This is a genomic window from Leeia oryzae DSM 17879, from assembly GCF_000376945.1.
In the GTDB taxonomy this organism is placed as follows: Bacteria; Pseudomonadota; Gammaproteobacteria; order Burkholderiales; family Leeiaceae; genus Leeia; species Leeia oryzae.
In genome coordinates, this window is the sequence record NZ_AQXU01000025.1 from 407,616 (window position 1) to 420,764 (window position 13,149).

General features: G+C 57.7%; 15 protein-coding genes. 8 read left to right on the forward strand and 7 right to left on the reverse strand.

Going from position 1 to position 13,149, the window contains the following annotated elements; all coding sequences use genetic code 11:
• Positions 1 to 17 precede the first annotated feature (17 nt).
• The 3 genes from F552_RS0115375 to rsmI all read right to left on the reverse strand — a co-directional run bounded on the left by F552_RS0115375 (position 18) and on the right by rsmI (position 2,909).
• Positions 18 to 431 carry a plastocyanin/azurin family copper-binding protein gene (locus F552_RS0115375; protein WP_018152651.1) on the reverse strand — a complete coding sequence of 138 codons (414 nt, stop codon included), beginning with the start codon at positions 429 to 431 and terminating at the stop codon, positions 18 to 20.
• Between the two features lie 109 nt (positions 432 to 540).
• Positions 541 to 2,031, reverse strand: a complete 1,491-nt coding sequence (locus F552_RS0115380; RefSeq protein ID WP_018152652.1) for a YifB family Mg chelatase-like AAA ATPase — start codon at positions 2,029 to 2,031, stop codon at positions 541 to 543.
• Complete coding sequence (gene rsmI / locus F552_RS0115385; RefSeq protein WP_083917552.1) at positions 2,031 to 2,909, reverse strand: 16S rRNA (cytidine(1402)-2'-O)-methyltransferase; 879 nt, start codon at positions 2,907 to 2,909, stop codon at positions 2,031 to 2,033. The genes F552_RS0115380 and rsmI overlap by 1 nt, the downstream gene beginning before the upstream one ends.
• On the opposite strand from rsmI, the gene F552_RS19590 reads away from it, so the two are divergent.
• The 5 genes from F552_RS19590 (at position 2,898) to F552_RS0115410 (ending at position 6,223) form a co-directional block, all read left to right on the forward strand.
• Entirely contained in the window at positions 2,898 to 3,971 is a 1,074-nt protein-coding gene (locus tag F552_RS19590) for a penicillin-binding protein activator (protein WP_018152654.1), read from the forward strand. The genes rsmI and F552_RS19590 overlap by 12 nt on opposite strands.
• Positions 3,968 to 4,318 carry a YraN family protein gene (locus tag F552_RS0115395; protein WP_018152655.1) on the forward strand — a complete coding sequence of 117 codons (351 nt, stop codon included), beginning with the start codon at positions 3,968 to 3,970 and terminating at the stop codon, positions 4,316 to 4,318. Before F552_RS19590 ends, F552_RS0115395 begins: the two co-directional genes overlap by 4 nt.
• A 102-nt stretch (positions 4,319 to 4,420) precedes the next feature.
• Positions 4,421 to 5,014, forward strand: coding sequence for an SIS domain-containing protein (locus F552_RS0115400; RefSeq protein WP_018152656.1), 594 nt, complete (start codon positions 4,421 to 4,423; stop codon positions 5,012 to 5,014).
• Positions 5,011 to 5,610, forward strand: coding sequence for a BON domain-containing protein (locus F552_RS0115405; RefSeq protein WP_018152657.1), 600 nt, complete (start codon positions 5,011 to 5,013; stop codon positions 5,608 to 5,610). The genes F552_RS0115400 and F552_RS0115405 overlap by 4 nt, the downstream gene beginning before the upstream one ends.
• 133 nt (positions 5,611 to 5,743) lie before the next feature.
• A complete protein-coding gene (locus F552_RS0115410; RefSeq protein ID WP_018152658.1) occupies positions 5,744 to 6,223 on the forward strand; it encodes a RidA family protein in 480 nt (159 codons plus the stop codon).
• Here the strand turns inward: F552_RS0115410 and F552_RS0115415 are convergent.
• Positions 6,220 to 6,612 carry a VOC family protein gene (locus F552_RS0115415; RefSeq protein ID WP_018152659.1) on the reverse strand — a complete coding sequence of 131 codons (393 nt, stop codon included), beginning with the start codon at positions 6,610 to 6,612 and terminating at the stop codon, positions 6,220 to 6,222. The two genes, F552_RS0115410 and F552_RS0115415, sit on opposite strands and share 4 nt — an antisense overlap.
• 58 nt (positions 6,613 to 6,670) lie before the next feature.
• A complete protein-coding gene (locus F552_RS0115420) occupies positions 6,671 to 7,582 on the reverse strand; it encodes a LysR family transcriptional regulator (RefSeq protein WP_018152660.1) in 912 nt (303 codons plus the stop codon).
• 101 nt (positions 7,583 to 7,683) lie between these two features.
• Between F552_RS0115420 and lysA the strand changes: the two genes are divergently transcribed.
• A complete protein-coding gene (gene lysA, locus F552_RS0115425; protein WP_018152661.1) occupies positions 7,684 to 8,922 on the forward strand; it encodes a diaminopimelate decarboxylase in 1,239 nt (412 codons plus the stop codon).
• A gap of 80 nt (positions 8,923 to 9,002) precedes the next feature.
• On the opposite strand, the gene F552_RS0115430 is transcribed toward lysA, so the two are convergent.
• Positions 9,003 to 9,383, reverse strand: a complete 381-nt coding sequence (locus F552_RS0115430; protein WP_018152662.1) for a hypothetical protein — start codon at positions 9,381 to 9,383, stop codon at positions 9,003 to 9,005.
• A gap of 253 nt (positions 9,384 to 9,636) precedes the next feature.
• Between F552_RS0115430 and F552_RS0115435 the strand changes: the two genes are divergently transcribed.
• Positions 9,637 to 11,610, forward strand: coding sequence for a peptidase U32 family protein (locus tag F552_RS0115435; RefSeq protein WP_018152663.1), 1,974 nt, complete (start codon positions 9,637 to 9,639; stop codon positions 11,608 to 11,610).
• A gap of 24 nt (positions 11,611 to 11,634) precedes the next feature.
• Here the strand turns inward: F552_RS0115435 and F552_RS19595 are convergent, their stop codons facing one another.
• Positions 11,635 to 12,498 (reverse strand): DMT family transporter, encoded by an 864-nt coding sequence (locus tag F552_RS19595; RefSeq protein ID WP_018152664.1) that lies wholly within the window; start codon positions 12,496 to 12,498, stop codon positions 11,635 to 11,637.
• A gap of 127 nt (positions 12,499 to 12,625) precedes the next feature.
• On the opposite strand from F552_RS19595, the gene F552_RS0115445 reads away from it, so the two are divergent.
• A complete protein-coding gene (locus F552_RS0115445) occupies positions 12,626 to 13,084 on the forward strand; it encodes an Lrp/AsnC family transcriptional regulator (protein WP_018152665.1) in 459 nt (152 codons plus the stop codon).
• The last annotated feature ends 65 nt before the right edge of the window (positions 13,085 to 13,149 follow it).

Below are 13,149 nucleotides of genomic sequence, written 5' to 3' on the forward strand. Positions count from 1 at the left end.
CTGCTTCCTTGGCTGCCTCATGGCACCACTTGTAGCGACGTGTGCATCCCCATCGCATAGTGGCCGGGGATATTGCAGATCAAGTCATAGTGACCGGCTTTCAGTTTCATGGCCAGTTTTTTCTCGACTCCGGGTTTCATGTCATGGGCTTCACCCATGTTCTTGAACTTGCCCTCCTCCACCCGTGCACCTTTGACAGGCAGCTTGCTGTCATCCTGATCTGTATGCAAGACCACCATTTCATGCGGCATCTTGCTGTCAGTGCTATTGATCACATCAAACATCACCTTGCCGGGCTTAACCGTCTGGGCATCCAGCTTGATAGAGGTATCCGTCAACAATACTTTAATCACCTGCGGAGGATTGGCCGCCATGGCGTGCATCCCGAACCCGAACAACACCAGCGAAACCAGCGTGAGACGTGCTTTCATGATGTGACACTCCTTGTGGATTGACGAAGGGGAACAGCCTCCACAATGTACGCCTAATCACGAGAGAAATGCAGATTTTTACCGGACTGCGCAGCTGTGCCCATGAAGTCTACAACCCCCGCCTAAACTGGATAGCTTCGGCAACATCCGCTGCAGTTACAGATGGCCGACAGGCCAGATCTGCAATGGTTCGGGCGACCTTGAGGATGCGGTGGTAGGCACGGGCAGACAAGTTCAGGCTGCGGGTAGCCTGGGTCAGCAAGGCTTGCCCAGCCTCGTCCGGCTGGCAGTACTGCTCGATGTCCGGGGCGGATAAGCGGCTATTGGGTTTGGATTGGCGCTGTTGTTGTACCTCAAACGCCTGGATGACCCGCTGTCGTACCGTGTCGGAACGCTCCCCATGCGGCATGCTAGCCAGTTGCTCGGGCGGGACGCTGGGCACTTCCATCATCAGGTCGATACGGTCCAGAAACGGACCGGACAATTTGCCCCGGTAGCGGCTGACCTGATCTGGCGTGCAGCGACATTGCGCCGATGGATGGCCAAAATAGCCGCATGGACACGGGTTCATGGCCGCAATCAGCTGGAAGCGTGCCGGAAAATCGGCTTGGCGTGCAGCGCGGGAGATGGTGATCTTGCCGGCTTCCAGCGGCTCTCGCAGCACTTCCAGCACTTTACGGTCAAACTCGGGGAGTTCATCCAGAAACAGCACGCCATGATGGGCGAGGCTGATTTCTCCGGGCCTCGGGTCGCTCCCGCCACCTACCAGCGCAACACCGCTGGCCGTGTGATGCGGGTTACGATAGGGCCGCTGCTTCCATGCCTGACTGCGCCAGCCGCCTGAGCCGAGTGATTGCACCATGGCGGACTCCAGCGCTTCTTCATCCCTCATCGGCGGCAACAGGCCCGGCAAGCGCTGGGCCAACATGGATTTGCCCGTACCCGGCGGGCCGACAAACAAGAGCGAGTGCTGGCCAGCGGCGGCAATTTCCAGCGCACGCTTGGCCTGCCCCTGGCCTTTGATATCCATCAGGTCCAGGTACGATTGCTCAACAGTCGCTGGGGTACCTTGATAGGGGACCAGTTTTTCCAGCTCGGCCAGATGCGCGCATACAGCCAGCAGATTATCCGCAGGCAGTATCCGGGCATCTTGTACCAGCGCGGCCTCGGCGGCATTTTCGGTTGGCAGGATAAACTGGCGCTCCGCCTGGTGTGTCGCCAGCGACATCGCCAGTGCGCCACGAATGGGCCTTAGCGCGCCGGTCAACGCCAGTTCTCCGGCAAATTCGTATTGCTCCAGCCGGCTGACTTTCAACTGCCCGCTGGCCACCAGAATGCCGATGGCAATGGCCAAATCAAACCGGCCCGATTCTTTGGGCAGATCGGCCGGTGCCAGGTTCACGGTGATGCGTCTGGGCGGTAATTCAAACCCGGCGGTTTGCAGGGCGGCACGTACCCGGTCGCGGCTTTCCTTGACCTCTGCTTCCGGCAGGCCGACCAAGGCAAACGAGGGTAATCCATTGGCCAGATGCACTTCCACCGTCACCAGTGGTGCTGCCAGCCCGTTCAACGCCCGGCTATATAACACCGCCAGTGACATCAGTCCTGCTCCTTCAGGGCCAGTGCCCGCTGATACAGGGCATTTCTTGGCAAACCGGTGATTTTCATCACCAGCCCTACGGCCTGTTTCACCGGCAGCTCTTCCAGCAGGATACCCAGCATGCGTTCGGCGTCTTCCGGCAGGCCGTCATCGGTTTTTTCTGGCGCTTTATAGCCGGCCAGCACCAGCACAAATTCGCCGCGTTGCTGGTTGCTGTCCCCCGCCACCCATTCCACCGCGTCACCCAGCGGCAACCGGCGGATGGTTTCGAAGGTTTTGGTCAGTTCGCGACAAATGACCACCTCCCGTTCTGTGCCCAGTACGTCACGCAAGTCGGTAATGCAATCCAGAATCCGGTGGGGTGCTTCATAGATGATCTGTAGCGCCGGGTCTTCTTTCAGCAGGGTAATGGCAGCCGTCCGGGCGCCGTGCTTGGGCGGCAGAAACCCGACAAAACGGAAGCTGTTTTCCTGAAACCCGCTGGCCGATACGGCCGCAATGGCTGCTGACGGACCGGGCAACGGCACTACCGTCAGGCCGGCGTCCAGTACCGCCTTGACCACCACCGCACCGGGGTCTGACACACCTGGCGTGCCGGCATCGGAAATCACCGCCACATCTTCACCATTGCGCAGGATAGAGACGATTTTCTCGGCTGCGGCATGCTCGTTATGTTCATGCGAGGCAATCAGACGGGGACGTATCCCCAGATGACGCAGCAAGCCGCCAGAGACCCGAGTATCTTCTGCCGCGACCACCGGTACCCGACCTAAAACAGACACCGCGCGGGCCGTCATGTCTTGTAAATTTCCAATCGGCGTGGCGACCACATATAATGTCCCCACTCCATTCCCTTCGGTGCTGCTATGCGCATTCATGCTTTGTTCCAATATGTAATTGCCATATTCTATAGTGTCGCGCTGTCGACCACCAGCACTGCGGCAGAACAACCCGCTTCTGCCGATGCGTCAAAGTCACCACACATTGCGATTATCCTGCCCTTGCAGTCCAAGGCCCTTGGCGAACCTTCTGAAGCCATCAAGGCAGGGATTGCGGCCGCGGCCAGCAAACCCAGCGTAGGCGACTTGCCCTATATGGTATACCCCATCGCCGATGAAACCACCGATTTGCAGCAAACTTATCAGGAAGCCATCGACGCAGGCGCTACCGTGGTGGTCGGCCCGCTGACCCTGGCCGGCGTCAAATCCATGGCGGCCAAAGCACCGCTCCCTGTCCCGACACTGGCCCTGAACACACTACCGGAAGGCCCGGCAGTCCAGGGCTTGTACTCGCTCAACCTGTCTGCCGCTGCCGAAGGCAAGCTGGTGGCCGACAAGGCCGTGCAAGCAGGCTACCAGCAGGCCGCCACAATCACCATCGAATCTCCGCTTGCCCAGCGTATCCAGCAAGCCTTTGCCAGCGAATGGCAAGCACGTGGCGGCACACTGAGCATGCTGGTGAATGTACCGGCCGCCAAACCGGATTACACGGTCTTGAGAACCCAGATGGCGCAATGCAATTGCGACGTGATCTTCATCGCGGCCGATGCCAACCGCACCAAACTGATCAAGCCTTTCCTGCCTGCAGGGATTCCTGTCTACAGTACCTCGCAGGGATTTTCCGGCAAGGTAAAGTCAGCCAGCAATCTGGAGCTGGAAGGCATGCGCCTGTTTGACATGCCCTGGCTGCTGCAGCCGGATCATCCGGCCGTGATGGTATACCCGCGCTCTGCCAAGCCACTGGTGGTCGAGGATGAGCGCCTTTATGCACTGGGGATTGATGCCTTGCGCATTGCCGAACTGCTGGCCAAAACGACCAGCGGGCCGATCGAGCTGGATGGCGTTACCGGACACCTGACGCTTGGCAAGGATGGTAACTTCATCCGCGAGCTGCAGGCAGCCGATGTGCGTGGGGGCGAAGTCATCCGGGTGCTACCTTGAGTCTGGTAGCCGGGCACAGTGCCGAGCAGCTGGCGGCACTGTATCTGCAACAGCAGGGCTTGAAACTGCTTACCCGGAATTACCGCTGCCGGTTTGGTGAAATCGACCTGATCATGCAGGATGGCAAGACACTGGTGTTTGTCGAGGTCCGTGCCCGCAAGAGCAAAACGTTTGGCGGCGCGGTGGCCAGTGTCACCGCCAGCAAGCAGCAGAAGCTGATTCTGACCGCGCAAAGCTACCTGAGCACCCTGCGCCATCTGCCCGCCTGCCGTTTTGACGTGGTCGGCTTTGAAGGCCAGGATGCACCACCCCACTGGATTCGGCATGCCTTTGAACCGTCGGCCTGATTGCCTTTGGCATACGCAAAGGAACTTAACGGCCTGACGCCCCCTCTTACCTACAGCTGGCAGCGTGATAAGATGCGCCGCAAGACGTTTTAAAAGACATTCATGGATTTAATCTCTCGTATTCAGCAGCAATGCCAGGACAGCCAGCAAGCTGCTGACTGGCTGGCAGAACACCTGGCCACTCCCATTGCCATGGCCGCCGAACTTCTGGTCGAAAGCCTGATGCAGGATGGCAAGGTATTAACCTGTGGCAATGGTGGCTCTGCCGCCATGGCACAATATACGGCGGCCCTGCTGTTAAACCGCCTGGAACACGACCGCCCTGGGTTGGCTGCCATTGCACTGGGCGCCACGCCAATTACCCTGACGGCCATTGCCGCAGACCAGGGGTTTGAATTCAGCATGGCACGGCAAACCCATGCACTGGCCCATTCGCATGATGTACTGGTGGTGTTTGCCAGTCATGGCAGTCCCGCCAACCTGGTCGCGACCATAGAAGCGGCCCATGAACGGGGCATGCGTGTCATCGTGATCTCCGGACGTGAGGACGCAGAACTGGCGCGCCAGCTAACCGATAGTGATTTGTTACTGAATATCCCGCTCTCCGGTATCGCGCGGATACAGGAAATGCACATGCTGATTGTGCATACCCTGTGCGATGCCATTGATTGCCTGTTATTAGGAGTAGAAACATGATCCAACGTACTGATTTTTCTGCTAAAACCCTGGCCGTTGTCTTGCTGGCGAGCTTGTCGGTACCTCTGCTGTCCGGTTGTTTGCCAGTGGTGGCTACCGGTGTCGCGGTTGGTGCCATGTCTGCCACAGACCGTCGCACGACGGGTGCCCAGCTGGAAGACGAAGGCATCGAAGACAAGGCCGAAACCCGCATTTCCGGCAAATTTGGCAGCAAGGTGGTCCATGCCAACGTGATCAGTTTTAACCGTCAGGTGCTGATTACCGGCGAAGCAGCTGATGCAGCAACCCGCCAGGAAGTCGAACGTATCGTCAAGGGTGTCCCCAATGTACGCTACGTCTTCAACGAACTGGCGATAAGTCCGGTCAGCAGCCTGAGCTCTCGCGCCAACGACAGCTACATCACCTCCAAGGTCAAGGCACGGATGGTAGACTCGAAAAAATTCTCTGCCAACCACGTCAAAACCGTCACGGAAAACGGAGTGGTCTACCTGATGGGGCTGGTTAAACACCAGGAGGCGCTAGACGCGGTAGAAGTGGCTCGCACGACCAGTGGCGTGAAAAAAGTGGTGACCGGTTACTTCGAGTATATTGACTAAGCGATAGTTGACTAAGCTATAGCCGCCAGCGTGCGGAATTGCAGTACAATCGACAGCCAGACGGGTAGAAACCGGCTGGCTGTTTTTGTTTCTACCATTTACCTGATCTGGCCATCCAAGAGAAAGTCATCGCATGCCTGTTACCCGTGAAAGCAGATTCCAGCAAGTCTCCCAGCAACTGGGGTATGAATTTGATGGCGAGATCAAGATAGGCGGCAATTACACCCCGGTGCTGCAGCATGGCAACGATGTGTATATCAGCGGGCAGATTCCCCGTGTAGGAGACAAGGTCGTGATTACCGGCCCTGCCGGACGCAACGTGGCTCTGCCCGTGGCACAGAAAGCCGCCGGTATCTGCGTGATGCGGGCGTTGGCCCTGCTGCGCCAGCACCTGGGCTCTCTGGACCATATCCAGCGTATCTTGCGACTGACCGTTTACGTACAATCGTCGGCAGACTTTACCAGCCAGAGCGAAGTCGCCAATGGTGCCTCAGACATCCTGTATTTTGTACTTGGCGAAGAGGCCGGTGCGCATGTCCGTACCTCGATCGGCGTGTATCAGTTGCCCAAGAATGCGACGGTAGAACTGGAGCTGGTGGCGGTGTCCGTTTAGGCGCTTACCGGCGTACACAGCTCTACCAGCAGCCCGTCCGGGCAGCGCACGTACGACACCACCTGTCCCCACGGTTTGGACTCCGGCTCGCACAGCGAGCTAGCGCCGGCGGCGACCGCTTTCAGGTGCGCTGCAGCGACATCTTCAGTTACCAGCGCCACTTCCATGCCCAGCGGCAGGGCAGAAGCATCCGCCGCGACATAGCCGGCGGGAAAATGCATTTTCCCCAAGGCATGATTGGCAAACGACAAGGTGGTTTCGCCTGTGTCCAGCTCACCATACATGCCGGATTCGTGCAAGAACTTGCGCGGGATATCAAAAGCAGTTTCAAAGAAGCCGATAGAGGTGGGTACATCTGCCACATACACAATGGTATAGCCGAGTTTCATGATGTCGCTCCTGTCCGGTTGGCAAGCTGCACGAGAATTGCATGCGTTTTGCATGACGCTATAGTACATCCAGTCGCTGGCGAATGTCTGCCAGCTCTGCCTGAAGCAATTGCATGAAGGTCTCTGTCAGCGCGGCGGAGGGCCGGAATTGCGGCAACACGGCGCTGACACGATACGGGATTGATACTAAAAAGCGGCGCAACTGCAGCCCCTGCCCTGACATGGCCAGCGCAGTGAGCGGATTGACAATCGACACCCCGATCCCTTGCGCCACCAGCGCACAAACCGACACGGCGCTTGGGGTTTCCCACAGCAGTTGCCGCGTCACACCCGCAGCTGCAAAGACTGCATCCAGCTGCACCCGGTAGGGGTCGGTCACGGCCAGGCTGACAAACGGGTGTCCGGCAAAATCGGCCGGGGTCAGTATGGATTTCTCCAAGAGCGGATGACCATCCGGCAATACACAGATTTCGTCAGCATTCAGCAAGGGTATCAGCCGCGTCCCGGGCGGGGCTTCATCGTGCTCGGTCAGGCCCGCGTCAAAACGCTGCATGGACAGCCATTCTTCCAGCAGTGGCGACTCCTGCGGGGTGATGGTGACTCGGGCAGTGGGCAGTTGCCGATGCAGACGCTTGCAAACCGCCGGCAGCAAGGCATGGGAAAACGCCGGCAGGCACACCACGGACAAGGCACCGCCCTCTTGCCGGGACAGGCTGGTGGCAGTATCCATGATGCGCTCCAGTCCGATATAGGATCGCTGTACTTCCTCAAACAGCGTCAGCGCCCGTGCGGTTGGTACCAGACGCCCCTTGAGGCGATCAAACAGGTTGAAGCCTAGCAGGTATTCCAGCCGGGCCAGTTCGCGGCTGATGGTGGGTTGCGAGGTATGCAAGAGAACGGCAGCTTCGGTCACACTGCCACTGGTCATGATGGCGCGAAAAACCTCGATGTGGCGGTGCTGGATACTCACTGTTATTCCATATCAAAAATGAATAGACACTAAAAATAATAGCATTTTACTGAATTAACTGCTTGCCTCATGATAGCGGTCAGAATGTAAAGGAAGAAGTCATGCAAACCCCGAACACACAACGCCTGTCTGCACTTGCGCACCAATATCAAACCCCGCTGTGGGTCTATGATGCCGCCGTGATCCGCCAGCGCATTCATGAACTCAAGCAGTTTGATACCATCCGCTTTGCGCAAAAGGCTTGCTCCAACACCCATATTCTGCGCCTGATGCGCGAACAGGGTGTCAAGGTGGATGCCGTATCCCGTGGCGAAATCCTGCGTGCACTGGCTGCCGGCTTTGATGCCAAGGGCGAACCGTCCGGCATCGTCTTTACGGCCGACCTGATCGACCGTGACACACTGGCCACCGTGATCGAGCACGATATTCCGGTCAATGCCGGTTCGATCGACATGCTGGAGCAACTGGGCAAAGCCTCTCCTGGACATCGGGTCTGGTTGCGCATCAACCCGGGGTTTGGCCATGGGCACAGCAACAAGACCAATACCGGCGGTGAACATAGCAAACACGGTATCTGGCACACAGACTTGCCTGCGGCACTGATTGCCATTGCCAGACACGGACTGAAACTGGTCGGCCTGCACATGCACATTGGCTCCGGGGTGGATTATGACCATCTGCAAGAAGTGTGCGGCGCCATGGTAGAACTGGTACGTAAAACCCAGATTGCCGGACATGACCTGCATGCCATTTCTGCTGGTGGCGGGCTGTCCATTCCCTACAAGGAAGGCGATGCCACGGTGGATACGGCGCACTACTTTGGCCTGTGGGATGCGGCTCGCCGCGAGATTGCCACCCTGCTGGGTCATCCGGTCTCGCTGGAAATCGAGCCAGGCCGCTATCTGGTGGCCGAATCCGGCAACCTGCTGGCCGAGGTCCGGGCCGTCAAAGATGCCGGCTATAATCATTTTGTGCTGGTAGACGCCGGTTTTAATGAACTGATGCGCCCATCCATGTACGGCAGCTACCATGGCATTACCGTTGTCCCTGCGGACGGAATCACAAAGCCGGCAAAACCGACGGTGGTGGCCGGGCCATTATGCGAATCTGGTGACGTCTTTACACAGGAAGACGGTGGCGTAGTCACGCCGCGTTCCTTGCCGGCGGCGCACGTCGGGGATTTGGTGATTTTCCACGATACGGGCGCCTACGGGGCTTCCATGTCCAGCAATTACAATACCCGTCCGTTGATTGCCGAAGTGCTGGTGGATGGTGATGCCGACCGGTTGATCCGTCGTCGCCAGACCGTAGACGAACTGCTGGCACTGGAACAAGTATAACCATCCGGTGAAATGCAAAACACAACGGCTGAGCCTTGCAGTTCAGCCGTTGTGTTTTTGTAGTCTCGATGAGGCAAGGCTCAGGATTTGGCCTTGGTCAGTACCTGAATCACAAAGGCCATCACGGCCAGCCAGGTAATGCCGGAGGTCAGCCCCAGCAAGGGTTCAATGGCCACCATGCCATTCATCCGGAGCGTAAGCGCCACCATCATGACCGGGACGCTCAGGTTGTAAACCCAGAAATGAAATAGCGCCAGCTTGCCCTCTCCCACTGCTGGAAAGCGATGGGTAATCAGGCCGAACAGGGTCATCGAAACCCATCCCAGCAGATTCAGGTGGGCATGTACAGGCATCAGGTGATGATCCCCACTCGCGCCCATGCCAACACCAAGGGTCACCGCCACAGCAAAATAGATAACCGCCAGTCGAAACCAGATGGTACTGCGTGCAGATCCACTCATATGCTTCTCCTTCTAATTGTTGATAGAGCGTTTGGTTGCTGCCGTGTCATGTGTGCCAGTATGTCCTCCCGGTGACGCCCACCGCACCACAGCCACCCAACCATTCTATGCCCTGTCAAATAAAACGGTCAAAATATCTCCAATTAAGCATGAAACTCCCATCGCCAAGCGGGCATTTTGAATGCCGCAATAGCTCCAACCCACTGATTTCGCTATAATTCTGCTCGATAAAAAACGCGACCCCGAGCCCGTCATGAGTCTGTTACCGCACCAAGTTGAATTGTTAGCCCCGGCCAAAACGGCCGATATCGGCAAAGAGGCCATCCTGCACGGCGCCGATGCCGTGTATATTGGCGGCCCTTCATTTGGCGCGCGGCATAATGCCTGCAACAGCGTAGAAGACATTGCCGGGCTGGTCCAGTTTGCCCACCGTTACCACGCACGGATTTTTGCCACCCTTAATACCATCTTGCACGATGCCGAGCTGGAGACGGCCCGCAAGCTGATCTGGCAACTGTACGATGCCGGCGTGGATGCGCTGATCGTCCAGGACATGGGGATTCTGGCCATGGATCTCCCGCCCATCCAGCTGCATGCGTCAACCCAGTGCGACATTCGCACCCCTGAGAAAGCCCGTTTCCTGGCCGATGCAGGCTTCTCGCAAGTGGTACTGGCGCGCGAGCTGACCATTCCGCAAATTCGCCAGATCAGCGACATGGTGGGTGACGCAGCGACCATCGAATACTTCATCCATGGCGCCTTGTGCGTAGCGTTTTCTGGCCAGTGCTATATCAGCCACGCAGATACCGGTCGCAGCGCCAATCGTGGAGATTGCTCGCAAGCCTGCCGTCTGCCCTATACCCTGACAGACAATCAGGGCCGCGTGGTGGCATTCGATAAACACCTGCTGTCGATGAAGGACAACAACCAGAGCAACAATCTGGAAGCCCTGCTGGATGCGGGTGTCCGCTCGCTGAAAATCGAGGGGCGTTACAAGGACGTCAGCTACGTCAAGAACATTACCGCCCACTACCGCCTGCTGCTGGACGAGATCATGACGCGGCGCCCGGAACTGGCACCGGCGTCCAGCGGCCGCAGCGAGATTTTCTTTACCCCCAATCCGGACAAGACGTTTCACCGCGGCAGCACGGATTATTTTGCCACTGGCCGCAAGGAAGACATTGGCGCCTTTGACTCGCCCAAATTCGTCGGCGTGCAGCTGGGCACCGTCCACAAGGTTGGCAAAGACTGGCTGGACATTGCCACCACAGAGCCCATGAGCAATGGTGACGGCATCAATTTCATGAAAAAACGCGAGGTGATTGGCGTTCAGGTCAACACCGTCCAGAAAACCGGCAGCACCGAAGACGGGCAAACCGTCTGGCGCGTCGTCCCGAATGACCTGAGCGTCCTGAACGGACTCAAACCGGGCACCGATATCAGCCGCAACCGCGACCATGCCTGGGAACTGGCCTTGCTGAAGAAATCGGCCGAACGCCGGGTAGATGTCTGGCTAAGACTGGGCGAAACACCCACCGGGCTGGCGCTGACCGTGACCGATGCAGATGGCTGTACCGCGACTGCCCGTGTGGAGCACCCGCTGGCAGCGGCCAAGGATGCACAGAAGGCCGACGCTAACCTGAGAGACAGCCTGGGCAAACTGGGCAACACCATGTTCAGCCCCGTCCATATTGATTTGCAGCTGTCCCAGCCCTGGTTTGTACCCAATGCCATCATTAACGGCCTGCGCCGTGACGCCATCGAGCAACTTGAAACCGCGCGGCTGACCGCCTGGATGCGTCCGGCACGCAAAGCGGCCATCGAGCCGCCAGTCGCCTACCCGGAAACCAGCCTCAGTTATCTGGCCAATGTGTACAACCAGCTGGCTTGGCAGTTCTATCGCAAACACGGCGTAGAGGTCATCGAGGCCGCCTACGAAGCGCATGAAGAGGCTGGCGAGGTATCGCTGATGATTACCAAGCACTGTCTGCGGTTTAGTTATAACCTGTGTCCGAAACAGGCCAAAGGCATCAAGGGCGTCATGGGCCAGGTTCGTGCCGACCCGATGACGCTAAAGACCGGTGACGAAACCTATACCCTGAAGTTTGAATGCCGCCCCTGCGAAATGCATGTGATGGGCAAGATGAAAAAGCACGTGCTCAAATCCCCGCCGCCGTCAGACATCCCTTACACGGCGCCCGTAACCTTCTTCAAGCAGCGCCCGTGAGGTTAGCCGGTTAAACCGTGCGATTCATTTCGCACGGTTTAACACAAAGGCATTGCTGCCGATGATGAGCACCATGCCCGCCAGCTGCAGCCAGCCCAGCACCCGGCCATACGCCACATAATCCACCAGCATCGCCACCACCGGATAAATAAACCCGATCACCCCGATCAGGTGCGTGGGCAGTTTGCGGAACGCGGCATACATCAAAATGTACATCCCCGTGGTGTGGACCAGGCCCAGTATGGCCAGATAGTACCAATGGTTGCCAATCTGCAGCGCACTGCCGCTGTCGAGCATCGGGAACAGCAGTACCGCCCCGACCAGTGTCTGCACCAGCGCAATCAGGTGTGGCGGCAAGTCTTTGGGCAGCTGTTTGGTAATGATGGTGGTCACGGCATAGAGAATGGCCGCCCCCAGCGCCAGCAGGCTACCCAGTTGCCAGTTTTTCAGGGCCATGTGCGTATCCGGCAACACGATCAGCAGCAGGCCGGCAAACGCCAGCGCCAACGCCAGCAATTTCTGGCGGGTGAGTTTTTCTCCCAGCAGCAGTACCCCAAGCAGCAGCAGCCAGAACGGCTGGGTGTGATATACCACCGTCGCCAGACCAATCGAACTGTAGAGATAGGCATTAAACAGCAGCAGCCAATTCGCCACCAGCGCCAAACCGCCGGCAATGCACCAGAGCAGGCTGCGGGCATTGAAGTGCCACGCACGCCACAGCCCCGTCAGGCTGATATAAGCCGCCAGCCCGAGCGAGCCCACCACACAGCGGGCAAATACCACATTCCATACTGGCTGCCTGGATTCGGTGACAAACCAGCCGATCGTACCCGACAGGCACATGGCAATGATCAGCTCGATCACTGCACCTCGTTGTTGCTTTTCCATCCCTGATTACTCCGGTCATTTAGCTGGATTTAGTTTACAAGCACACATCACGCTTTTAAATTCAATTTACAAGGCGAAAAGAATTCATTACATTGTTTCTGTCGGTAAAAAAAGGGAATTACCTAAGATGATGGACTGGATAGACATTACCCTGCTAACGGCCTTGCAACGGAATGCCCGCACCAGCCTGGCCAATCTGGCCAGAGCGCTCAACATGTCCGGCCCCAGTGTGTCTGAACGCCTGAAGCGACTGGAAGAACAGCGCGTGATCGAAGCGTACGTACCGGTACTGAACATCAAGTCGCTGGGCTACACGCTGGAGGCCATCGTCCGGATGCAACCCTTGCCGGGGCAGCTAAAAGCCCTGGAAAAACAGATCATCGATACCCCAAACATCACCGAATGCGACAAGGTCACCGGCGAAGACTGCTTCATTGCCAGACTGGTCTTGCGCGATATTACCGAGCTGGATGAGATCCTGGACGGGTTTTCAACCATCGCCATGACCGCCACTTCGATTGTCAAAAGCTCGCCGGTCAAGCGCAGAACCCCGCCGTTGCAGTCTGCGGGCCGAAGCACAACATAACAGCTTCGTTTACATCCGCCACCACATGCCGGAGCACTGTGCACCAGTGCAAACCGGGTGTTAGC